This is a genomic window from Streptococcus sanguinis (assembly GCF_019929145.1).
Taxonomy (GTDB): Bacteria; Bacillota; Bacilli; order Lactobacillales; family Streptococcaceae; genus Streptococcus; species Streptococcus sanguinis_U.
Map to the genome: position 1 here is coordinate 263197 of NZ_JAHZOW010000001.1, position 24801 is coordinate 287997.

The 24801-nt window shown below is 40.8% G+C and carries 20 protein-coding genes; 18 read left to right on the plus strand and 2 right to left on the minus strand.

What is annotated here, in order from left to right; all coding sequences use genetic code 11:
- Window positions 1–53: 53 nt before the first annotated feature.
- Both K1I94_RS01345 and K1I94_RS01350 read right to left on the minus strand, forming a co-directional pair.
- Window positions 54–911, minus strand: coding sequence for a glycoside hydrolase family 25 protein (locus tag K1I94_RS01345; protein ID WP_002894996.1), 858 nt, complete (start codon window positions 909–911; stop codon window positions 54–56).
- Between the two features lie 206 nt (window positions 912–1117).
- The gene (locus tag K1I94_RS01350; RefSeq protein WP_223314175.1) at window positions 1118–1594 is read right to left on the minus strand and encodes a glutathione peroxidase; all 477 of its coding nucleotides are present in this window, start codon (window positions 1592–1594) and stop codon (window positions 1118–1120) included.
- A 154-nt stretch (window positions 1595–1748) separates the two neighbouring features.
- On the opposite strand from K1I94_RS01350, the gene ftsW reads away from it, so the two are divergent.
- The 18 genes from ftsW (at window position 1749) to K1I94_RS01440 (ending at window position 24762) form a co-directional block, all read left to right on the plus strand.
- Window positions 1749–2981 carry a cell division peptidoglycan polymerase FtsW gene (gene ftsW, locus K1I94_RS01355; RefSeq protein ID WP_223310646.1) on the plus strand — a complete coding sequence of 411 codons (1233 nt, stop codon included), beginning with the start codon at window positions 1749–1751 and terminating at the stop codon, window positions 2979–2981.
- A 46-nt stretch (window positions 2982–3027) separates the two neighbouring features.
- A complete protein-coding gene (ppc, locus tag K1I94_RS01360) occupies window positions 3028–5874 on the plus strand; it encodes a phosphoenolpyruvate carboxylase (RefSeq protein WP_002906134.1) in 2847 nt (948 codons plus the stop codon).
- Window positions 5875–5996: 122 nt separating this feature from the next.
- The gene (locus tag K1I94_RS01365; protein WP_050540615.1) at window positions 5997–6467 is read left to right on the plus strand and encodes an RNA polymerase sigma factor; all 471 of its coding nucleotides are present in this window, start codon (window positions 5997–5999) and stop codon (window positions 6465–6467) included.
- Window positions 6454–7452 carry an anti sigma factor C-terminal domain-containing protein gene (locus tag K1I94_RS01370; RefSeq protein ID WP_002906137.1) on the plus strand — a complete coding sequence of 333 codons (999 nt, stop codon included), beginning with the start codon at window positions 6454–6456 and terminating at the stop codon, window positions 7450–7452. The genes K1I94_RS01365 and K1I94_RS01370 overlap by 14 nt, the downstream gene beginning before the upstream one ends.
- A gap of 122 nt (window positions 7453–7574) precedes the next feature.
- Window positions 7575–8771, plus strand: a complete 1197-nt coding sequence (gene tuf / locus K1I94_RS01375; protein WP_002895003.1) for an elongation factor Tu — start codon at window positions 7575–7577, stop codon at window positions 8769–8771.
- 333 nt (window positions 8772–9104) lie between these two features.
- On the plus strand, window positions 9105–10433 hold the full coding sequence (locus K1I94_RS01380; protein WP_002906138.1) for a lipopolysaccharide biosynthesis protein: 1329 nt from the start codon (window positions 9105–9107) through the stop codon (window positions 10431–10433).
- 6 nt (window positions 10434–10439) lie between these two features.
- Window positions 10440–11432, plus strand: a complete 993-nt coding sequence (locus K1I94_RS01385) for a glycosyltransferase family 8 protein (RefSeq protein ID WP_002912854.1) — start codon at window positions 10440–10442, stop codon at window positions 11430–11432.
- 36 nt (window positions 11433–11468) lie between these two features.
- Window positions 11469–12185 (plus strand): glycosyltransferase family 2 protein, encoded by a 717-nt coding sequence (locus tag K1I94_RS01390; RefSeq protein ID WP_002912852.1) that lies wholly within the window; start codon window positions 11469–11471, stop codon window positions 12183–12185.
- Window positions 12185–12544 carry a DUF2304 domain-containing protein gene (locus K1I94_RS01395; RefSeq protein WP_002895011.1) on the plus strand — a complete coding sequence of 120 codons (360 nt, stop codon included), beginning with the start codon at window positions 12185–12187 and terminating at the stop codon, window positions 12542–12544. Before K1I94_RS01390 ends, K1I94_RS01395 begins: the two co-directional genes overlap by 1 nt.
- A complete protein-coding gene (locus tag K1I94_RS01400) occupies window positions 12534–13313 on the plus strand; it encodes a glycosyltransferase family 2 protein (RefSeq protein WP_223314176.1) in 780 nt (259 codons plus the stop codon). Before K1I94_RS01395 ends, K1I94_RS01400 begins: the two co-directional genes overlap by 11 nt.
- A gap of 24 nt (window positions 13314–13337) precedes the next feature.
- Window positions 13338–16319 (plus strand): rhamnan synthesis F family protein, encoded by a 2982-nt coding sequence (locus K1I94_RS01405; protein WP_223314177.1) that lies wholly within the window; start codon window positions 13338–13340, stop codon window positions 16317–16319.
- On the plus strand, window positions 16306–17613 hold the full coding sequence (locus K1I94_RS01410; RefSeq protein WP_223314178.1) for a DUF2142 domain-containing protein: 1308 nt from the start codon (window positions 16306–16308) through the stop codon (window positions 17611–17613). Before K1I94_RS01405 ends, K1I94_RS01410 begins: the two co-directional genes overlap by 14 nt.
- A 3-nt stretch (window positions 17614–17616) precedes the next feature.
- The gene (locus tag K1I94_RS01415; protein WP_223314179.1) at window positions 17617–18864 is read left to right on the plus strand and encodes a glycosyltransferase family 4 protein; all 1248 of its coding nucleotides are present in this window, start codon (window positions 17617–17619) and stop codon (window positions 18862–18864) included.
- Between the two features lie 113 nt (window positions 18865–18977).
- The gene (gene cps2T, locus K1I94_RS01420) at window positions 18978–20126 is read left to right on the plus strand and encodes a beta 1-4 rhamnosyltransferase Cps2T (protein ID WP_223314180.1); all 1149 of its coding nucleotides are present in this window, start codon (window positions 18978–18980) and stop codon (window positions 20124–20126) included.
- Window positions 20123–21058, plus strand: coding sequence for a glycosyltransferase family 2 protein (locus K1I94_RS01425; RefSeq protein WP_011837185.1), 936 nt, complete (start codon window positions 20123–20125; stop codon window positions 21056–21058). The genes cps2T and K1I94_RS01425 overlap by 4 nt, the downstream gene beginning before the upstream one ends.
- A gap of 5 nt (window positions 21059–21063) precedes the next feature.
- On the plus strand, window positions 21064–21870 hold the full coding sequence (locus tag K1I94_RS01430) for an ABC transporter permease (RefSeq protein ID WP_002897250.1): 807 nt from the start codon (window positions 21064–21066) through the stop codon (window positions 21868–21870).
- Window positions 21870–23075: an ABC transporter ATP-binding protein gene (locus K1I94_RS01435; RefSeq protein WP_002914804.1), complete on the plus strand. Its 1206-nt coding sequence runs from the start codon at window positions 21870–21872 to the stop codon at window positions 23073–23075. Before K1I94_RS01430 ends, K1I94_RS01435 begins: the two co-directional genes overlap by 1 nt.
- Window positions 23076–23091: 16 nt before the next feature.
- Window positions 23092–24762 (plus strand): rhamnan synthesis F family protein, encoded by a 1671-nt coding sequence (locus K1I94_RS01440; protein WP_223311648.1) that lies wholly within the window; start codon window positions 23092–23094, stop codon window positions 24760–24762.
- Window positions 24763–24801 lie beyond the last annotated feature (39 nt).

The window sequence follows — 24801 nt, forward strand, 5'->3', positions numbered from 1 at the left end:
TTGTGACAATAAAAAACGACAGCAGTCTTTGAGACTTGAGCTGTCGTTCTGAGCTATTGACTTTCTTTAGGAACTGTAAATAGCTTTTGATAAGTAGCCGTCTGGTCTTTCAAGGTTGACAGCTGGTTCAAATCAAGATAATGGGAGAAGCCAGTCAGCTGTCCTTGTGATGTGTACTGATGCAAGTCGTAATCTTGCTCCGTATTTGGTGCGGCATTGTAGTAGCCGTCGTCATTACCATAAGTCGGAATCCAAATTGCTGTGAATTTATCGGTAGAGATGCTATGCTCCTCCATAAAATAAGTTCCAATATAGATACCAATATTTTTAACACCAAGTGACTCTAGCTTGGCTCGGAAAGCCTCAACTCCCGCATTCATGTCAGACATGGTCTTTTCTTCGACATCTAGCCAATAATAAGTTGGATGGTACTTGGCAGAAGCCTTGTAGAAACTTTCGGCTTCTTTTTCCATTTCCTTTTTGCTATTGGCGGCCACATAGGCATAGACAGCAACAGGGATGTTGCGCTTTTGAAATTCTTTGATATGTCTTTCATAAGACTTGTCCAGACCATTCAGATGGGTTGCTGCATTTTCTTTTTTTGCCTGCGCTCCACTATGAACACGGACAATTACTCCTGAAACATTCTGTGCGAGTAAGTCGTAATTAATCTCACTTGGCAGTTGCCAGCCAGAAATGTCAATGATTGGTCTGGAAATAAACTCTTCATCTAAGGACGAATCGTCAGATGTTTCCTCTTTTTTTGAGGAACTTGGAGTCTGTTTAGTTTGTGAAATTTTTGCCTGTGCTTGCTTTTCCTGAGAGTCAGTAATTTGCTTGCTTATCAAAATAAAAGCGATAAAAGAAGCAAAGAAAATTAGGATTGCAAGCGGTTTAATCCTCTTCCTCATACTGGTTTATTTTAACTTAAAACAAATAAAAAAGCAAAAAATATCCCCAGAATTGCTGGAAAATGAATAAAATGTAATATAATTGAAATATTATAAAGCAAAAACAAGACGTTTTGAAAGTTCAAAATGTCTTGTTTTTAAAGAAATTAGTCAGGCTGTGGAAGATGAGTTGCCGTTGGCTAAATCGTTTTGCTTTTTCTTACCTTTTATAATAGCTTTTGAATGAGCTCTTCAATCTTCTGGGGAGAGGTTTGTGGAGAGAAGCGTTTGATGACTGTTCCGTCTCGGCTGACCAGAAACTTTGTGAAATTCCATTTGATCTTCTCACCTAGAAGACCACTCTTTTCTTTTTTGAGCCAGTCAAAGAGTGGAGCAGTATGAGGACCGTTGACATCAATCTTAGCAAATCGAGGAAAGGTCGTTCCGTAGTTAAGGTTGCAAAAGCTGTTGATTTCTGCAGCGTCTCCAGGAGCCTGCTGGCCAAATTGATTGCAGGGGAAATCTAGAATTTCAAATCCGTCTTTCTGATAGCGCTCATAGAGTTCCTGCAGTTCTTGGTACTGAGGAGTGAAGCCGCAGCCGGTCGCTGTATTGACAATCAGCAGAATCTTTTCTTTATAATCACTCATTTTTTGCAGACTTCCGTCTTGTTTTTGGATTTCGATATCATAAATGTCTGTCATGTTCTCCTCCTTTGTTTGCTTCCTATCTTATCACATTTTTATATAAATAAGGCAAAGCAAGTCATGATTGTCCCAGTCTCTCCACTAATGCTTTTTTTTCAAGCCAAAAGGTGGTATAATGAGAATTGAATTTTTAGAAGTTTAATGGTGAAATATGAAAATTGACAAGAAGCACTTGTTGAATTATTCTATCTTGATTCCCTATTTGATTTTATCTGTTTTGGGATTGATTGTGGTCTATTCAACGACGAGTCCTACCTCGATTCAGGCCGGAGGAAATGGTTTTGGCATGGTCTTGAATCAGGGGATTTTTTGGGTAATAAGTCTCTTTATAATTGCGCTCCTATATAGAATCCGCTTGGGTTTCCTGAAAAAAGGAGGCATCCTGACTATAGTTATCTTTGCTGAGATCATCCTCTTGCTCTTATCTCGTTTTATAACAGGGACTATTAACGGTGCCCATGGTTGGCTCAAGCTTGGAGCTTTCAGTATTCAGCCTGCGGAGTATTTGAAGATTATTCTGGTCTGGTATCTAGCTTTTCGCTTTACTAAGAGGCAGGAGGAGATAAAGGTCTATGATTATCAAGCTCTGACTCACAATCATTGGTTTCCTAAAGCTTTTAACGACTGGCGGACCATGGTGGCTATTCTGATTGGGATTGTAGCGATTATGCCTGACCTTGGAAATGCGACTATTCTATTTTTGACCGTCGTGATAATGATTGCTGTCAGCGGGATTGGCTATCGATGGTTTTCTACGATGCTGGGAGCCATTGTCAGTGTTTCGGGATTGGTTCTGGCGAGCATTTGGTTGATTGGGGTTGAGCGCGTGGCCAAGATTCCAGTCTTTGGGTATGTGGCCAAGCGTTTCAGCGCTTTCTTCAATCCCTTTAAGGATCTGTCTGGCTCAGGCCACCAATTGGCTAATTCCTATTATGCTATGAGTAATGGCGGCTGGTTTGGCCTAGGCTTGGGGAACTCTATTGAGAAGCGCGGTTATCTGCCGGAAGCTCATACGGACTTTGTTTTTTCTATCGTGATAGAGGAGTTTGGTTTCTTTGGTGCCAGTCTGATTCTGGCCTTACTCTTTTTCCTAATTTTAAGAATTATCTTGGTCGGGATTCGGGCCAAGAATCCATTTAACTCCATGATGGCTTTGGGAATCGGCGGTATGATACTCATGCAGACCTTCATCAATATCGGTGGAATTTCAGGCCTTATTCCGTCTACAGGAGTAACCTTCCCCTTCCTATCGCAAGGAGGGAACAGTCTTCTGGTCTTGTCAGTAGCCATCGCCTTGGTACTTAATATTGATGCCAATGAGCGACGTGATGCCCTCTATGAACAGATGGAAGCGGAGGCGCAAGGCCAGTCTGAGGAAACTTAATCGCAGTTCGTGTGAACAGTTGTTGCAAAAATGAAAGGTGCAGATTATGTCATTTAACAAATTAGAAAGCTACAGCAATAAAGAAGTGATTCGAGAAGAAGTCGCCATTTTGACAGACTTGCTTGCCGATATTACTCGGAATCTTCTCAGCCCTGAGACCTTTGAAAAAATCTCCCTCATGGAGGAGCTGGCGGTTAACTCCAAATATCATGAGTTAAAAGCGATTGTAGAAGAACTAACGACAGATGAAATGGTTTATATTTCTCGTTATTTCTCTATTTTGCCGCTTTTGATTAATATCTCAGAAGACGTGGACTTAGCTTATGAAATCAACCACCAGAACAATATTAATCAAGATTATCTTGGGAAACTGTCAACAACTATTGACTTGATTTCAACGCGGGAAAATGCTCAGGAGATTCTGGAAAATTTGAATGTTGTTCCAGTACTGACTGCTCACCCGACGCAAGTTCAGCGCAAGACTATTCTGGACTTAACCAATCATATCCATAGCTTGCTGCGTCAGCATCGAGATGTTAAAGCAGGACTAGTCAATGAGAAGAAGTGGCTAGGAAATCTCCGCCGCTATATTGAGCTCATGATGCAGACAGATATGATCCGTGAGAAGAAGCTGAAAGTGACCAATGAGATTACCAATGTTATGGAGTACTATAACAGCTCTTTCCTACAAGCAATCACCAACTTTATGGTCGAATACAGACGCTTGGCAGAAGAGCGCGGTATCAAGCTGGATAATCCTAAGCCTATTACCATGGGAATGTGGATTGGCGGAGACCGAGATGGCAATCCTTTTGTAACCGCAGAAACTCTGAAACTGTCAGCCACCCTCCAGAGTGAAGTCATCCTCAACTATTACATTGACAAGGTTTATACACTCTATCGCACCTTCTCACTCTCGACCAATCTCTCAGAAACCAGTCAGGCAGTAGCAGAAATGGCAGCTCTATCTACTGACAAGTCTGTTTATCGTGAAAATGAGCCTTACCGCCGTGCTTTCCACTATATCCAGTCCAAGTTGATTCAGACCTTGCTTTACCTTAAAGAAGGCAACTTTTCAACTGACGGTCAGCGATTGACTGACCGAGCTGAGGAAAAATTGTCTGCGAAAGCCAACCTTTCTGTCAGCAATAAAGGAAGAGAAATCATTCCTAACTATATTCAGTCTCGTATCAGCGAGACCCTGACTGAGCTGAAGAAGGAGGAGACACCTTCTTACAAAACAGCTCAGGAATTTAAAAAAGACTTGCAGGTTATTTATGATTCTCTTATCGAACATCATGGCGAAGCCTTGGTAAGTGGGGACTTGACTGAACTTCTCCAAGCGGTTGATGTTTTCGGCTTCTTCTTGGCCAGCATTGATATGCGTCAGGATTCCAGCGTTCATGAGGCCTGTGTGGCTGAGCTCTTGGCTTCAGCTAATATTGTTCAAGATTATAGTAGTCTGTCTGAGGAAGAGAAGTGCCAAGTACTGCTCAAGCAGCTGCTTGAAGATCCTCGTATCCTATCAGCTACTCACGAGCCTAAGTCTGAACTCCTGCAAAAAGAACTGGAGATTTTCAAAACAGCCCGTCAGCTAAAAGATGCCATTGGTGAGGAAGTCATTAAGCAGAATATTATCTCTCACTCGACCAGTGTATCAGATCTACTTGAGTTGGCTATTATGCTTAAGGAAGTAGGGCTGATTGATGAAAACGGGGCACGTGTCCAGATTGTTCCGCTCTTTGAAACCATTGAGGACTTGGACAATTCCTGTGATACTATGGAGAAATACCTGTCTCTGCCGATTGCGCAGAAGTGGATTGCTTCTAAGGATAATTATCAGGAAATCATGCTGGGCTATTCAGACAGTAATAAGGACGGTGGCTACCTGTCTTCTTGCTGGACTCTCTACAAGGCTCAGCAGCAGTTGACAGCTATCGGTGATCAATTTGGCGTAAAAATTACCTTCTTCCATGGCCGGGGAGGGACAGTGGGACGCGGTGGCGGCCCAACCTATGAAGCCATTACTTCTCAGCCACTCCGCAGTATCAATGACCGGATCCGTCTGACCGAGCAAGGGGAAGTCATTGGCAATAAATATGGAAACAAAGACGCAGCCTACTATAACTTGGAAATGCTAGTGTCTGCTGCCATTAACCGCATGGTAACTCATAAGAAGAGCGATAGCCATACGTCTGATAAATATGAGCGAATTATGGACCAAGTAGTTGATCGTAGTTATCAGATTTACCGTGATTTGGTCTTTGGCGATGAGCGTTTTTACGATTATTTCTTTGAATCTAGCCCGATCAAGGCTATCTCTAGCTTTAATATCGGTTCACGTCCAGCTGCCCGTAAAACCATCACTGAAATCGGTGGCCTCAGGGCGATTCCGTGGGTCTTCTCATGGTCTCAAAGTCGAGTTATGTTCCCAGGATGGTATGGTGTTGGGTCAAGTTTCAAGGAATTCATTGATGAAGACCCAGAAAATAACTTAGCCTTTCTGCAATTTATGTATAAGAGATGGCCTTTCTTCAAGTCACTCTTGTCAAATGTAGACATGGTTCTGTCTAAGTCAAATATGAATATTGCTTTTGAGTATGCGCAGCTTTGCGAAGATCAGAATGTGCGAGATATTTTCAATATTATCTTAGATGAGTGGCAGCTGACCAAGGATGTCATTCTAGAGATTGAAGGTCATGATGAGCTCCTAGCAGAAAACACCTATCTGAGAGATAGCTTGCACTATCGTATGCCTTACTTCAATGTTTTGAACTATATCCAACTAGAACTAATCAAGCGTCAGCGAAACGGCCAGCTTACACCAGATCAAGAAAAGCTGATTCACATCACCATCAATGGTATTGCGACAGGTCTGAGAAACTCTGGCTAATACAAAGAAAAAATCGGAATTGTTCCGGTTTTTTCTATTTTTGTAACCAAAAGACTTTTCCATTCGTTATACTAGTGAAGGAGGGGGGTGAGCTTATCAAACTAGATGAATATGAAACAATCTTGATAGGCTTTGCTCGCGAGATTGTCTCCTATCTGCAGAAGTCAGGGGCTTCTAAAGTGGAAGCAGAAGATGTAGTGCAGGACGTTTTTGTCAAGATGTTGGAAACAGAAGTTATTATTCCGGCGGAAAAGATGCGAGCTTGGATGTATCGAGTTTCCATTCGGCGCTATATCGACAGATATAGGAGAGATAAACGTTATTTGGAGATTTTGCGAAAAGAATTTTTTGGAAAGGATCTGGTCAATCCCTTTGAAAATGAAGATTATGAGCTGCTAAGAAGTATGATAGAAGATCTGCCACTCAAGGAAGCTACGCTTTTAGAACTCTATTATTTTCAAGATTTCACGGTCAAGGAGATTGCCCAAATTATGTTTTACTCAGTGAGCAAGGTCAAGATTCAGCTGATGCGCAGTCGTGCTAAACTCCGAAAGGAGCTGGAAAAGAAAGGATATCGAAATGGAAACATTTGAAAATGTTGCAAAGAAAAGCAGAAGAAAAAGACTCTGGAAGACAGTCGTCATTAGTTCCTTTGTATCTTTAGTTCTCTTAGGTCTTCTAGGAAAGGGGCTGGTAGAATTAGCCTCTAGTAACGGACGAGACTTACAAAAACAGTACGAAGTTATGTCCGAAATCGCCTATCCTAATGTTGACTATGATAGTCTTTACCACACTCAAACTTCCTTTTTTTCAGGGACCTTACGTTCCGATCGTTTCAAGGATTTAGATGGAGTGAAGGTGGCTTATCCTTCCTATGAGGGAAACTATTCACTCATAGGTGCTTTTAGAGATCCGACTGCGGAAGGGACTTATTTGTCTCTCTCAGGAACCTATACGCGAACCTTGCGTCAAAAATATCCGGTCTTCTATAATATCAATGCCAAAGGGACAAAGGATAGTAATTCTATGCCTAAAGAGTTGGCTTCTGTCAAAGAAATGCCGAATCAATTGGTGGAAGTAGCTTTGACTTTTGATAAGCCTTATACCTATAAGGAAATCCAGCAGATGATACCGAACAATCTCAAAATCAACTGGTACTGGATTGGCAGTCAGTCAGAAGATAGTGAAAATGGTATTGAACTGTATTCTGATCCCAAGCTGACCTATGGAGCTAACGCTAGTCTTCTCTTTACTTATGATTCAGATGTTAGGAAGAAGGCAAAAGAGGCTAAGAAAGAGCAGCAGACTTTCTTGGATTATCTGAAAAAGGCAGATAAAAATCTTTTCCCAAGTGTTAGTGGGTACAACATGTACAATGAGGTTGAGTCCTATCTCAAGAAATTTGGTCAGCTAGATATTCGTGAAGCAGAAAATCGGGATCAATTGACCTTTTCTGGTATTATTCTGACTGGGAAAGCTGAGAATTTCAGCCAATTAGAAGGGAAAGAATGGATTGCTGCTTCGAGTATTGGTGCTTCCGTTTCCAATCAGCCTTACTATCAGTTAGACAAGGAATAATTCACAAAAAAATGCTAAAAGACTTGCATTTTCATTTAAATTTGATAAAATAGTAAGGAAAGTTAGACTGTATTGCCTACTGTCTATCTATAAAATATATTTTATTGGAGGCTTTTACTCAAATGGCAAAAGAAAAATACGATCGTAGTAAACCACACGTTAACATTGGTACTATCGGACACGTTGACCACGGTAAAACTACTTTGACAGCAGCTATCACAACTGTATTGGCACGTCGCTTGCCTTCAGCAGTTAACCAACCTAAGGACTATGCGTCTATCGATGCTGCTCCAGAAGAACGCGAACGCGGAATCACTATCAACACTGCGCACGTTGAGTATGAAACTGCTAAGCGTCACTACGCTCACATCGACGCTCCAGGACACGCGGACTACGTTAAAAACATGATCACTGGTGCCGCTCAAATGGACGGAGCTATCCTTGTAGTAGCTTCAACTGACGGACCAATGCCACAAACTCGTGAGCACATCTTGCTTTCACGTCAGGTTGGTGTTAAACACTTGATCGTCTTCATGAACAAAGTTGACTTGGTTGACGATGAAGAATTGCTTGAATTGGTTGAAATGGAAATCCGTGACCTCTTGTCAGAATACGACTTCCCAGGTGACGATCTTCCAGTTATCCAAGGTTCAGCTCTTAAAGCTCTTGAAGGTGACTCTAAATATGAAGACATCATCATGGAATTGATGGACACTGTTGATGAGTACATCCCAGAACCAGAACGCGATACTGACAAGCCATTGCTTCTTCCAGTCGAAGACGTATTCTCAATCACTGGTCGTGGTACAGTTGCTTCAGGACGTATCGACCGTGGTATCGTTAAAGTCAATGACGAAATCGAAATCGTTGGTATCAAGGAAGAAATCCAAAAAGCAGTTGTTACTGGTGTTGAAATGTTCCGTAAACAGCTTGACGAAGGTCTTGCAGGGGACAACGTAGGTGTACTTCTCCGTGGTATCCAACGTGATGAAATCGAACGTGGACAAGTTATCGCTAAACCAGGTTCAATCAACCCACACACTAAATTCAAGGGTGAAGTTTATATCCTTACTAAAGAAGAAGGCGGACGTCACACTCCATTCTTCAACAACTACCGTCCACAGTTCTACTTCCGTACAACTGACGTTACAGGTTCAATCGAACTTCCAGCAGGTACTGAAATGGTAATGCCTGGTGATAACGTAACAATCGACGTTGAGTTGATCCACCCAATCGCCGTTGAACAAGGTACTACTTTCTCTATCCGTGAAGGTGGACGTACCGTTGGTTCAGGTATGGTTACAGAAATCGAAGCTTAATTCGATTCCGTTCCCAGATAACAATTATAGTCAGACACTAAACCCCGTGAAAACGGGGTTTTTTAATATTGTAATTGTTTTAAAAAATGAGGAAGAATAGAAGGTGATTGGAAATAACCAGATTATAGAGCTAGGTTTTTCGGAAGTAAGTTGAAGATGATTTAGGAAACGGAAAGAGAAGAAGTATAGATATAAGCTTGATAGAAGTTTTGTCCTTTTTAATTAGGTTGGAGAAGAAAGTATCATTTAAAAGAGAGATTCTTTCAAGAAGGATTTTCACTTTTCACTGAAAGTATAGTATAATAAGAAATAGAATACATTTGGAGAAGAAAAATGCCCTCAAAATCAGGATCATCACCTTATGCTAAAAATAATGACGGTAATAAAGAAATAGAAAAAATAATCTCAAAAGAAGGACTGAAAAATAACTATATATGGAACATGTTGGGGACAGTCTCATCTTCATTGATATCAGTCGTCTTGCTTCTACTAGCTTCTAGATTTCTAGATTCAAGAGATTCTGATATTTTTAGTATTGCTTATGCTCTTGGTCAGCAGTTCTTTGTTCTAGGTTATTTTCAAGTTAGAAATCTGCAATCTACGGATGTAAAAGAAAGATACCAATTTGGTTCTTATCATAATACGAGACTTTTTACGGTCTTTTTGATGATTTTAACATCGTTTATCTATACTCTATGGCAAGGGTATGATGTTTACAAATCTAGTATTATTTTATTGCTTGTTGTTTATCGGGCTATAGATGCGTATTCAGATGTTTTTCAAGGATTATTTCAGCAAAAAGATAGATCAGATTTAGCCGGAAAGGTGCAATTCTATAGGAGCTGGATTTGTATGTTAATATTTGCGATAGTCCTGGTGCTTACAAAATCATTGATGGTAGCTAGTATTGTTATTTGTTGTGCGAATTTTATTCTGACCTTCCCCTTAGATTTCAGAAACTGTAGATTACATTTTTCTCAGGAAAAGTTTTCGCCTAAACTCCATGATGACAGAAAAAATGTGTATTCTATTTTGAAAAATAGTTTTCCCTTGTTTTTAAATGGATTTTTGCTAACGTATATCTATAACGAGCCAAAAATTGATATTGATTACCTTTTGACAAATGGCTATTTTTCATCTGGGGTTCAAAGAGATTTTAATGTTCTATTCATGCCTGTCTTTGTCCTATCCCTTTTATTTTTCGTCCTGAGACCGTTGACTACACAGCTTTCCATTTATTGGAATGAAAAGAAATTTACACTATTTTTCAAACAGGTCAATACGCTAAATCTAGTAATGACTGTTTTAGGACTTGTTATTGTTATTTTGGGCTATCTGATTGGTACAGAAGTGCTTAGTGCTGTCTATGGTATCCAATTACAGGAGTATAAACTTCCTTTCACAATATTACTTATAGGCGGTATTTTGAATGTTTTTGCTCTAGTGGTTGATATCATTATGACCATCTTTAGAAAACAGCATTATCTGATGATAGCCTATTTATTGACATTTGCTGTTTCAAAATTTATTACTTTACCATTTATCCGTGATCAAAAATTGCTGGGAGCTGCTAATTCCTTTTTAATCTCCATGTGCGTCTTTTATGCAACAAGTCTGATTATTTATGGCGTTGCTAAAAATCAGGAAAAAAGAAAGAAGTAGAATTCTATGAATATCTTATTTACATTAAATGATGCGTTTGTACCTCAAGTTGCAACCTGTATGTGTTCTATATTTGAGAATAATAAATCTGCTGAGAATATTACAGTATATTTAATTGGCGAGAGGATAAGCCAAGAGAATCAAAATAAATTAAAAGAATTCGTTAAAAGTTACGATAGAAAAGTTTGTATTATTTCTATAAATAATATCGCAGACTATATTGACTTTGATTTTGATACAAACGGTTGGTCTTCAATTATTTTAGCACGTCTTTTTTTAGATAAACTTCTTCCACAAGAAGTTGATAGGATCTTATATCTCGATGGAGATACACTAGTTCTAGAAGATTTAGGTTCATTGTTTTATAGCGACTTGGGAGATAAGGTAATAGGTATGTGTCCCGAACCAACTGTGGATAAGTCAAGAAAGGAATTTCTAGCTTTGAAAGAGTACCCCTATCATAATTCGGGCGTCCTATTGATTGATCTAAAAAAATGGCGTAGGGAAGAGATTGGTAAAAAGGTCATAGAATTTTATCAGTTTCATGAAGGGAAGCTATTCGCACCAGACCAAGATGCCTTAAATGGAGCCTTGAAAGAGCAAATTTTTACCTTGCCAATTTCCTTTAATTATTTTAATATTTATGATGTTTATCCTTACAAAACGTTGAGTGAATTAAGTAAGCCAACTAAGTTTATATCACAGGAAGATTTTAATCATTTCCGAAAAGCACCTACAATTATTCACTATCTTGGTGAAGAGAGACCTTGGCGGAAAGGGAACACACATAGGTTTAAAAAGGAGTACCTCTATTATCTACACAAAACTCCATGGAAAGATACACCAATGGAAGAAGGTTGGCAGCTGTATTTTGTTTGTTTTAGAATCTTTAATATTGTTATGAAGCCTTTTCCAATGCTAAGATATAAGATTATCAACTCCCTAATTCCAAGCTTTATGAGATATAGGAAAAAACAGTTGCAGAAAAACAAAAAATAATGTGATGACATGTTATAGAAAGAATAGATTAAATTAATGAAAGTTTTAATGATAATTCCTGCTTATAATGAGGAAGAAAGTATTTTAAATACGGTTATGAGCATTATAGAATATCGGAAGAAAGTTGATTTTGACTTAGACTACGTAGTTATCAATGATGGGTCAGTTGACAGAACTAAGGAGATTTTGGACAGCCATCATCTGAATGCTATTCATTTGGTTATGAATTTAGGGATTGGCGGAGCTGTTCAGACGGGTTATAAGTATGCTCTTGAGAAGAATTATGATGTGGCCGTACAGTTTGATGGAGATGGTCAGCATGATATTGAGTCGCTGGATGCTTTGCTGGAGCCTATTCGTCGTCAGCAGGCTGATTTGGTTGTTGGTTCTCGTTTTATCGGTGACAAGTCTTCGGAATTTCAGACGACTTTTATGCGGCGTTTTGGCATTACCATTATTTCAGCTTTTATTAAATTAACAACTGGCAAAAGAATTCTGGATACCACATCAGGCTATCGTTTGGCCAATCGAGACATTATTAGACAATTCGCTGCGCGCTATCCTATCAAGTATCCTGAGCCAGAATCAATCGTCCATATCTTGAAGCGGAAATATAAAGTGGTGGAAGCACCAGCCAATATGTTTGAACGAGCAGGAGGAGTCTCTTCGATTACTCCGATTAAGTCCATTCGCTATATGATTGAAGTTTGTTCTTCAATCTTGATTGCTGCTTTTATGAAAGAGAGTGAATAATGTCCATTTTGTCTATTGTTATGCTGGTGGCTTCAGTTCTATTCCTGTATTTTGTCTTTCGGAATATCAATCAAAACAATATTTTATTTGAGCAAGCCTTTATGTGGATTATTATTGGCTTCGTTCTGATTGTTATTTCTATTTTTGATTGGATTCCCGTTTCGATTGCCAAATTGTTAGGTTTTGAGTTGACCTCAAACTTTGTCATGTCCTTGGCTATCTTTTTCCTGTTGGTTATTGTTTTTTTACATACTATTTCCATTTCCAAGCAAAAGGAACAAATCAAGCAGTTGGTGCAAGAACTGTCCATCATGAAGCAAAGAATGTCAAAGTTAGAGAGTAAAAAAGATGAAAAATAACCATACCTGGGTGATTTGCGCCTATGGCGAAAGTGAATTTTTAGAAGCTTGTATCCTGTCTTTGCAAGCTCAAACCTTGCCATCAAAGATTATCTGCTATAGCTCAACACCGTTGGATTCAATCAAGCAGCTGTGCCAGAAGTACGGTATTCCTTTTTATACGAAAGAAGGAGGAGGTATCGGCAAGGATTGGAACAATGCCCTTACTTTTGTTGAGACTTCTTATGCTACCATTGCTCATCAAGATGACTACTATGAGCCAGCTTATCTAGAAGCAGTGATGCAGAAGATAGAGCAGTCTAAAGACATTCTCATTGCCTATACAGACTATTTTGAAGAGAAAAATGGAGTCAAAATTCCGGCTAATACCAATCTGAAAATCAAGACTCTCATGCTTAAAACCTTGAATCTGATGCCATCCAGTCGTTTTTGGAGAAATCGGGTTCTAGCTTTTGGCAATCCCATTTCCTGTCCGGCGGTGACATACAATTTAGAGGCATTAAGGGATTTTCGATTTGATGAGGAAATGCGCGTGAGTCTGGATTGGTACGCTTGGTACAAGATTAGCGCCTATAAGGGTCGCTTTGCTTATATTTCTGAGAAGCTTATGTGCCACCGGATTCATGGAGAGTCGGAAACAACCAAGACTATTTCAGATAATACTCGAACCAAAGAGGACTTGTTCATGTATCAGCTTTTCTGGCCCAAGTGGGTGGCTAATCTGATAAATAAAGCATACATGAAGAGTCAAGATGCTAACTCAAACTAATAGAGTTATTTACAAGGAAAGTATATGAAAGATTTAATATCTGTTGTTGTAACTTGTTACAACCATCAAGATTACATTGAACAGTGTTTGCGCAGTATTTTTGCTCAGACCTATCGAAATATTGAGTTACTGGTATTGGATGATGGCTCCTATGACCATTCTGCTGAAATCATAGAGGCTGTCTTGGCGGATTCCCCTTTTCCGACGCGGTTTGAAAGTCATGAAAATATGGGGGTCGTCAAGACAAGAAACAAGGCTTTGCAGCAAATTCAAGGTACTTATTTTATTTTTGTGGATAGTGACGATTTTCTGGATTCAGACTATATTGAGAGCTTCTACACTAGCATGGTGAAGGAGGAGGCAGATATTGTCTATGGTGATCTGTATGATCCTGATAAAAAGGAAGTTTACCTTAAATCAAAGCCCTATGACAAGCTAGCTTTCTTAACAGAGAATTATATTTCCAACTGTTCCCTCATTCGTCGTTCGGTTGCTGATGGTATTTATTATGATGAAGCGCTGAATCGTGAAAAACTGGAGGACTATGATTTTCTTTTAAACTTAATTATCAATCAAGGTGCAAAACCAGTTTATGATGCAAAAACAAAGCTGAATTACCGGGTCTTTGATAAGGAATCAATCTCTAAACGGGATTCTACGAGATATCATTACGAAATGTATCTGAAAATCCTGCGTAAGTATGTGAGACAGATACCAGACGATATTTACCAAGCTCTGGGCCAGAACATATTTACACTGGAAGGTCGTTTGGATGAACTGATTCAGCATATGGATAAAGTGAACGACTATGTTCTTGAACTGCAGGAGGATCAGCGGCAGTTACATAAAAATCTAGACTCCTTGAAATCCAGACTGAGAACGATAAAGGAACAGCGGGATGAGGCTATTCAGGAGCAGTTTCGTATTCGCCGATCTATTTCCTATCGACTGGGGAATGGCATGATTACGCCATTGAAACGTCTGGCTCAGATAATCAAGAATCCTCGCAGTATCAAAGCTGTTTTAAGTCGGATTAAGCAACAAGTGATTCGTTTGAAACGCCAAGTTAAGTCTCCTAAGATTTATTATTATCAATGGCTGCGGAACTCTCAACGAGAAAAAGCTTTAGCTTCAGTTTCAAGCGGCGAAAAAGTCTTAATTTATGTCATTTTTGAATCCGAGTCGCGCTTGCAGAAGTACAAACTTATCTTTTTAGAAAAGTTAGCGGCTTTGGCTGATAAGACTCTCATCGTCGTTAACGGCGGACTGGCTGCAGAGGATTTAGAAACTTTAGAGCAGTATGGGCAAGTCTTGGTGCGGGATAATACCGGCTATGATACAGCAGCTTTTCGTGAAGGCATTCTTTCATTAGGAAAGGAAACGCTGCAGCATTGCTCTCAGTTGATGCTCGTCAATGACACCAATATCGGCCCTATGAGTGATTTGGCGGCTGTCTTTCAAACTATGGCTGGCAGAAATCTTGACTTTTGGGGGATTTCCTATGGTGAGACTCAGGAAGATATCACTGGTTTTAACCGTTATGGTTACATTCCCAATCACCTACAGTCTTATTTTTTGGTGATTGAGCCTTTGCTGCTTCAGTCCGAAGAATTCTACGACTATTGGCAAGTGCTGACTGACACGGATTCACGAGAAGAAGCAATCGGAAAGCATGAAACGACTTTTACCAAGTACTTTGCTGACTTGGGCTATCGTTACGATGCCTTGGTTCACGAAAATCAGGATTCGGCTATGTATATTCATCCATTAAGGATGTTAAAAGCGGGTAGTCCTCTGATTAAGTATACTTCTTTGAAGAATTATGATGATCAGCAGTTTTTATGGCAGGGTCTGGAAAGAGAGTCAGAGGTTCCTGATGTATTGGACTATGTTCGGGAGAAGACAGATTATCTAGTAGAAATTCTTGAGAACATTGTTCAAAAATTCAAAGATGTGCCTCGTGATCAATATATCCTCATCATTGACGGTGTAGAGAACATCATTCCGCAGTGTACGCGCTACCGTGTGCTCAATAAGGCAGAGCAGCTTAGAAAGAATGGCTTTGCTGTGAAAGTGGTCAATGCGTCTGAGTTTAGTCTGGCTCAGGCCCAGTATGCCAGCCACATCATTATCTACCGCGCTCCTTGGTCTGCTCAGCTCCAGCTTTTATGCGATTTGGCTCGGGAGGAGCATAAGCCAGTTTATTTTGATATTGATGATTTGGTATTTGATACCCTTTATACGGATCAGCTGAGCTATACCCAAGGCTTGTCTGAGAAGGAAAAGGGCAATTACGATGCTGGAGTGAAGAATTACGGGAAAATGCTGGCGGCTTGTGATGGGGCGATTACCTCTACGAATCAGTTAAAAGAGGAATTGCTCAAATACAAGGACTCAGTCCTGCTGAATCGTAATCTGGCGTCCAGCGAATTGATTGCGGTTAGCTCGCAGTTCTTGAAGGAAGACCTTGGTGCAGACGACAGAATCAAAATCGGTTATTTCTCTGGTTCCATCAGCCACAATGAGAATTTTGAGCTCATCAAGCCAGCTATCAAAGAAGTGCTAGACAACTACCCAACCGTGGAGCTTCATATTGTAGGGCACTTGGATATCCCGCATGATATGAAACAATACACACAGCGTATTGTCGTCCATGAGTATGTGGACTGGAAGGCCTTGCCTCAGTTGATTAGTCAGGTTGATATTAATCTAGCTCCGTTGGTTGACTCAGTCTTTAATCGTGCCAAGTCAGAAATCAAATGGATAGAAGCAGCTCTAGTCAAGGTGCCAACGATTGCCAGTCATATCGGTGCCTTTGCAGACATGATGATAGACGGTCAGACGGGACTTTTGGCTAAAGATAGTGAATGGAAAGAAAAGCTGGAAAGCCTGATTCTTTCTGCGGATTTACGCAGAGAACTGGCGGAGAATGCCTACACTTTTGTATTAGAAAATTGCAGTTTAGATAAAAAAGATGAAATGGTGACTTATTTTGAAAAGAAATAAAGAAGTAAAAGTCGAGAATATTTTCTTATTATTGGCAAGTATCTTTGTCTTGACTTTTATGATTGCACAGCCGATTAATCGGGTGCCTGATGAGACCAATCACGCTCGTATGACATGGGAAATCTTCCATAAACCTACCAGTCGAACATATAAATGGATGGACAAAATCCCATCCACTCCGAATGTTTCGCCGGCAGAGTACAAGCAGCTGTTCTCAGAGAAGATAGATCTGGCGCAAGAAGAGTTTACCTTTGGCTTTAATCTCAAGGCTATCTCTTTTCTGCCTCAGCTACTAGGTATGACCTTGGGAAGCATGCTTTATCCGTCAGTAGGCTTCATCGTGATGATGGGGAGGCTCTTTAATGCTTTGGCATATATCATCGGGGTTTATCTGCTGATTAAATACTTCAAATATGGCAAAAAAGCTCTGTTTTTCCTATCTCTTTTGCCTATTATGGTCCAGCAGGCTGCTTCTCTCTCTTACGATGTGATGAGCTATCTGGAGATTATGTTGGCGGTTGGCTTTTTGACCAATATTGCCTACCATAAGAAATTCACTAATAGAAATGTACTGGAGCTTTTGGTGATTTCTATAGGCCTCTTTGTCACCAAACCGAATAATGTCCTTTTATTAGGCTTGCTACCTTTTGTTCATTTTGAGTTTGAAGGATTCCTTGCGGTTCTGAACAAGCCTTTTGTTGCAACCAAAGCTTTTGTAGCTCGTTATCGCATTATCTTTTATATACTTGGCTTTGCAGCTTTCTTTCTTGCCCTGCATTTGGCATTTGGCAATCAGGGAGGGCTCTTGCACTATGGCCAAGTCTTGCTGAATACGCTCTTTAAGCAAAGCGTCAATGGTGACTTGAATACGATTTTGACAATCGGTATGTTTGGCTTTTTGGGGAATTTTACTATCCAGCTGCCGCTTTGGCTGATTTTTATTGATGTGGCAGTTTTGGCGATTATCTTTTTGCAGTCGCAGAAGGATTTTATGACCAAGGGCTATACAGTCATGTCGCGTTATCTGTTTTTGGTTCAAGTGATTGCTGTTGTGTCAATTATGTATCTGCAGTGGACACCCATTGTCCTCGGTAAAGGTGCCATGATATCAGTTGGTGCTCAGGGACGTTATTTTACACCTTTCTTGATCTTACTGCTACCAACTGTTGCTAATCTAGGAACCTTGGACATTAAAGACAGAGTGGTGAATCAAATGATGGTTGGGACTCTGGTAGCTAACTTCTTGGTTTCCCTCTACTTGATGGTGCCCTTTTATTGGAATGTACTAGGATAAGCTATGAAAAAAAAGATATTATTCATTTCGCCGACTGGAACGCTGGATAATGGAGCTGAAATCTCTATTGTCAATTTGATGGAATACTTGGTCCAGACGGGCCATCAGGTTATCAATGCGATTCCGGATTATCATGTAGCCGTTCAGCAGGACTATATATCCAGCTTGGCTGCCTTGGCTATTGAGACTATAGCCTTGCCGTCAGTTAAATGGTGGTGGGAGGATGCGCCTGGTGGCCTGCCAGATAGTCCTGAGACTAGAGCTCGGTCATATCAGGATAATACCTCAGCGCTCAGAAAGATACTAACGGAGCGAAAGATTGATTTGGTTATTACCAATACGGTCAATATGTTTCAAGGTGCAGTGGCAGCGGCCTGCGAGGATGTTCCGCATTTCTGGCTGATTCATGAATTTCCTGACGGAGAGTTTGGCTACTATAAGGAAAAGCTAGATTTTATCAGTGATTATTCGCAGGAAATATTTGCAGTTAGAGGTGCCTTGCAGAGACAGTTACAGGAGCTGCTGCCAAATAGAAAAGTCTTGTCTTTTGCCCCTTTTACGAAAATTCATCCTACTGATATAGGAGAAAAGGATAGAGCCGAAAGGCGTATCGTGTCAGTTGGACGTTTGACAGAGCGGAAGAATCAATTAGAATTGATAAAAGCCTATGACCAGCTATCTCAGCCAAAACCAGCCTTAGTTCTGATCGGAGCCTGGGATGAGGAGTACAAAAAAAGATGCGATACTTATATCTCTGAACATCAGGTAAAAAATATTAGCTTCCTGGGACACAAGGACAATCCTTGGGCAGAGGTGACGGAAGCAGATCTTGCGGTATTTCCGTCTGCAATGGAAACCTTTGGTTTAGTCTATATTGAAGCGATTATGAATGGCCTTCCGACCATTTTGTCGGACAATCCTGGTCATCTTTCCGCCTATGAAATCTTTGAAGAAGGTCAGCTGTATTCATCTGGCAATATCGAACAGCTAACAGATAAGATAAACGCTGCCTTGGCAAACTTTGAGGGATTAAAAGACCAGTCGGTGGCCAATCTTGGCAAAATCCAAGAGCGCTACTCGGTTCAGAGTGTTTACCAAAACTTATTGGATAAGATTGAAAACACTGAAATGTACCAGGCTAATTCCTTGCGCCATGTCAAGTGCTTATTGGATACAAATTTACCTTCTCAACAAGCCAGCTCTTTCTTACGCAAAGTGAAAAATAAGCTGCTTTCTGGTAGAAGAGGTTAAAGAAAGAAAAGGACAAGTGTAGCCGCGGCTCTACCTGTCCTTTTTGTATTATACAAACACACTAGAAAGTGGTATAATAGAATGGATTGTAAAATCTTGAATTGAGGGAAATCATGAAACATGTCTTCATCATCGGGAGTCGGGGACTTCCTGCCAAATATGGAGGATTTGAAACTTTTGTCGAGAAATTGACGGAGCATCAAATCTCTTCTCAAATCCAGTATCATGTGGCCTGCTTATCAGATGATGAAGCTTTTCATCATTTTGACTACAAGGGAGTAGACTGCTTTACAGTCAAGCCACCCAAGCTTGGTCCGGCCCGCGTAATTGCCTATGATATGATGGCTGTCTCCTATGCCCTCAAGTTTGCTAAAAAAGAGCAGATTGAACAGCCAATTTTTTACATTCTTGGAAATACGATTGGTGCTTTTATCTTTCCCTTTGCTCGTCGTATCCATCAGGCAGGCGGTAAATTCTTTATTAATCCTGACGGGTTGGAGTGGAAGCGGGCCAAGTGGTCTAAGCCAGTTCAAGCCTATCTCAAATATTCTGAGAAGGTTATGACCAAGCACGCAGACTTGGTTATCGCGGACAATCAAGGCATCGAAAGCTATATTCAAAAAGCTTATCCTTGGTCTAAAACGACCTGTATCGCTTATGGAACTGACCTTTATCTGTCCAATCTGACAGAAAACGAAGGTAAGGTCAGGGTATTCTTTGAAAAGTGGGCCAGTAAGGAAAAAGACTATTACCTCATTGTCGGACGCTTCGTTCCGGAAAACAACTATGAAACCATCATTCAAGAATTTATGAAATCCAAAACCAGACGTGACTTGCTGATCATCTGCAATCATGAGGGCAATCCCTACTTTGAAGAACTCAAGCAGAAAACGGACTTTGATCGTGATTCTCGCATTAAGTTTGTCGGGACGGTTTATGATCAGAATCTGCTCAAATATATCCGTAATCATGCTTTTGCATACATACATGGCCATGAGGTTGGCGGGACCAATCCGGGACTCTTGGAAGCACTGGCTCAGACAGATGCCAATCTGGTGCTGGATGTGGACTTCAATCGGAAGGTAGCAAAAGAGACGGCTCTCTACTGGGAAAAAGAAAAAGGTCAGCTGGCCCAGCTGATTGACCGAGTAGATGCTCAAACAGAGTTTACGGAGCTAGGTCAAGCCGCCAAAGAAAATATGAAAGAAAACTACACCTGGGAAAAAATTGTGGGTGAATATGAGGATTTATTTTTATCATGAAAGTGACCATTCTTCTGTCCGCCTATAATGGGGAACAGTTTCTGGCCGAGCAGATTAAGAGTATTCAAGAGCAGACATATAGGGACTGGCAGCTGCTGATTCGTGATGATGGCTCTACAGATGGGACGCGTGCTGTCATTGAAGATTTTTGTCGCAAGGATGACCGTATTTCCTTTATCAATCGGGAAAATCCACAAAATCTGGGTGTCATTCAGAGTTTTCATAGCTTGCTTCAATACCAAGATTCGGATTTCTATCTCTTTAGCGACCAAGATGACGTTTGGCTGCCAGACAAGATTGCCATGCAATTGGCTGAGGCAGACAAGTATGATAGCAGTCAGCCCTTGCTGGTTTATACTGACTTGAAGGTCGTGGATCAAGAGCTACAGGTTGTTCACGAAAGTATGATTCGCACTCAGTCAGATCACGCTAATACAGAACTAGTCCAAGAGTTGACGGAGAATACAGTGACGGGTGGTGTTTCTATGATAAATCGCGCCTTGGCCCAACTTTGGACTGGGAAGGAAGAGAATGAACTGCTCATGCACGATTGGTATCTGGGCTTGCTGGCTGCGGCTTTTGGCAATCTAGTCTATATTGACAAGCCGGGTGAGCTCTATCGTCAGCATTCGAATAATGTGTTGGGAGCTCGAACGCTCAGAAAACGCGTAAAAAACTGGGTTCGTCCCCATGTTCTTTTTGCCAAATATTGGAAATTGATAAAAGACAGTCAGACTCAGGCTAGAAATTTGCTGGTTCTGCCGCTGACTGCTGAAAATAGAGAGTTAATTGAGAACTTTGTGACCATTATGGAGGCGCCTTTTAAGGAGCGCTGGCGCAGGATTCGCCAGTATGGCTACCGTAAAAACCGTGCTTTTCATACCCTTGTTTTTACGAGCCTCATTCTCACAAAGTTTGCTTATAAGGAGTAATATTCATGGATTTTTTTAGTAAAAAAAATCGAATTCTTTTGAAAGAATTAATCAAGACGGATTTTAAGTTGCGTTATCAAGGGTCCTTGGTCGGCTATCTCTGGTCGATTTTGAAGCCATTGATGATGTTTACTATCATGTATCTGGTCTTTGTCCGCTTTTTGCGCTTTGATGACGGGACACCCCACTATACAGTAGGGCTTTTGCTGGGGATGGTTTTCTGGTCTTTCTTTACCGAAGCCACTAATATGGGCATGCTTTCCATCGTTTCTCGGGGAGATTTGCTTCGTAAATTAAACTTTCCTAAGCATACCATCGTCTTTTCATCAGTTCTTGGAGCAGCTATCAATTTTCTGATTAATCTAGTCGTTGTTTTCCTCTTCGCTTTGATTAATCAGGTGGAGTTCGGATTGCATACGCTGGTGATTATTCCTCTTTTTCTGGAGGTATTGGTCTTGGCAATGGGCTGTGCCCTCATGCTGTCTTCCTTATTTGTGAAGTATCGGGATATTGGACCGATTTGGGAAGTGGCTCTTCAAGCAGGAATGTACGCCAGCCCGATTATCTACTCTCTGAACTTCCTTTTGGATGGTAAAAAACTTTTTGTAGCTAAAATTATGATGCTCAATCCGATTGCCCAGATGCTGCAGGACATGCGCCATTTCATTGTTGCTCCTGTTAATGTCAGAGGCTGGGATATTGTGAATAACAAACTAATCGCCCTCATCCCTTACTTGATTCCTTTTGTGATATTGGCTCTAGGTTTGTTCTTCTTTAATAAAAATGCTAAGAGATTTGCGGAGATTTTATAATGTCAAATAATATTGCAGTAAAAGTCGACCATGTAAGTAAATTCTTTCGATTGCCTACTGAGGCTACTCAGAGTTTAAGAACCAGTCTAGTCAATCGTTTTAAGGGAATCAAAGGCTACAAAGAACAGCATGTTTTGAAAGATATTTCCTTTGAGGTCGAAAAGGGTGACTTCTACGGGATTGTCGGGCGCAATGGCTCTGGTAAGTCTACCCTCCTTAAAATTATCTCTGAGATTTATATTCCGGAGAAGGGCAAGGTAACTATTGATGGTAAGTTGGTTTCCTTTATTGAGCTGGGTGTCGGATTCAATCCAGAACTAACTGGCCGCGAAAATGTCTATATGAACGGTGCCATGCTGGGATTCTCAACAGAAGAAGTAGATGCCATGTACGATGATATCGTGGAGTTTGCTGAGCTGGGCGAGTTTATGAACCAAAAACTTAAGAATTATTCCAGCGGTATGCAAGTGCGTCTGGCCTTTTCAGTGGCTATCAAGGCTCAGGGTGATATTCTGATTTTGGACGAGGTCTTGGCTGTTGGGGACGAAGCCTTTCAGCGTAAGTGTAATGACTACTTCAAAGATCGCAAGGAATCAGGCAAGACGACCATTCTGGTGACCCATGATATGGGAGCTGTTAAAAAGTATTGTAATAAGGCTGTCTTGATTGAAAATGGCTTGGTCAAGGCTATTGGCAATCCAGATGATGTGGCCAACCAGTACAGTCTGGACAATGCGACTGAAACAAAAGCCATGAACGAAGGATTCCAGGTTGAGAATGCAGCGGTTTCTGATTTGAAGGTTAAGCTCTTGCATTCGCCTCAGATTTCACCTGAACAAGAGATTGAATTTGAAATTTCTTATCAGGTTAATCAAGACCTACCGACCTATGTTTCCTTTTCTCTGACAGATATCGATCGAACTATCTGGCTTTACAATGATAATTCCATGGATCAGCCGACAGAAGGACCTGGACAGAAGCGCTTGACTTACAAGTGTCATGTAACACAGATAAATAACGCTAAGTTAAAACTGCAGGTTTCGGTGCGGGATCAGGAAGAACAGATTTTAGCCTTTGCAGACTCTCAGAACAACCCAGTTATCTTAGTCAATCGCCAGGATATTAAGGATGACGATGTCTCTGCTAAGGATTCTGCTACTGGCTTAATCCAGCGTAATGGCAGTTGGAAGATTTCTCAATCATAAAGAATAAGGTATTTTCATGGAACGAATATTACTCTATGTTCATTTCAATAAATGCAATCATATAAGCGGTCATGTCTTCTATCAATTGGAGCAGCTAAAGCCGCTTTTTTCTAAAATTCTTTTTATTTCAAATAGTCCTTTGAGCAATGAGGACAAATGCCGGCTGAGAGAAGACTTGGGAATTTCTGACTTGCTTGAGCGGGATAATCGAGGCTTTGATTTTGCAGCTTGGCGTGACGGTATGAACTGGCTGGGTTTTGATACTTTGCAGAACTCAGACTCTCTGACTCTCATGAACGACACTTGCTTTGGTCCACTATGGGATTTGGCGCCCATTTATCAGCGCTTTGAAGAGGAACCGCAAGCAGATTTTTGGGGAATGACTAATTTTCGCAAGACCAGGTACTTTGAAGAGCACCTGCAGAGCTACTTTGTCACCTTTAAGCAGTCAGTTCTCAAAGACAAGTCTTTCCGTGAATTTTGGTCTCAGGTAGAAGATTTTACTGACGTTCAAGATGTCATAGACCATTACGAGACCCAGTTTACCAAACGTTTTGTAGAGGCAGGATTCAGATATCAATCTCTCCTTGATACCCGTCAGGAAGAAGCGGGAGAATTGCTTCATCCAGATTTTTCATACTATAAACCTCTTAGAATTCTGGAAGCAAAGCTTCCTTTTCTAAAGGTAAAAGCTCTCACAGGCAACCCTTTTTTGGCTAGGTATTTGCTGGAAGATCTTGAAACCAACTCATCCTATCCAACTTCGCTTATTAGGGAACACCTGTTCTATCATTTTGGTCCAGACCTTCCTTGTTTGCTGCAGGACAAGTATTTGTCTCAGGCAACTTCGAACTATCGGACAGATCAGCCTGTCCTCCTGCATATTCATGTAACAGATTTTCCTATTTTTCAGCAGTATCAGGACAAGCTATTCTCTCTGTCGTCTCAGTATCAGTATTTAGTGACTGTAACGCAGCCAGAAATGCTGAAACAGCTGCAGACAGCTCTGGGTCATCTAGGCAATAAAGTGCAGATTATCCTAAGTCAGAAATCTCATGCCTGGCTTGCCATGCTAGAGCAGAAGGAAATTCTGCAAGACTATGCTTATATCGGTCACCTATCTACTCATCGATTGGTGGAGAATCAGGCAGTTTTTGACCAAGCTATGCGCTCTGATTTGATAAATATGATGGTGGATTATGCGGATGCAAGTATAGAAGCGTTGGAGCAGGATTCTGCTGTAGGGCTGGTTATTCCAGATTTGCCGCGCCTAGTCAGAGATGGCTTGTTTGAGATAGAACCGCCGCGTCCAAGTCTGGCTGCTGTCTGGCAGGAAGCTGGTTTGCATAAGTCTTTTGACTTTATGACCACCCCTTCTCTTACGAGAGTCTATGGTGGCTTTGTATGGTTTAAATACTCTGCTTTGACTAGTATGTTCCGAATGAAGAGCTTAGAAAGTTTGCCATTCTTTGAGCAGGAATTGTCTGATGTTTTAGAGCATTTATTGGTTTATCTAGCTTGGGACAGTCATTACGATTTCAAGATTATGCCCTTATCTTCTCTCCCCTCTTTACTGGACTGGCAGAGGAAAAGGGAAGAGTTGACCGAGCAAAAAGAAAAATTAAGTCAGAAAAATTTATCTCAAAAGATTAGAAATCGTTTGTCCAATCTTTTAAAGAAAAAGTGAGATTCTTAATTCACAAAAATCTTGCTAGAGAATATAACT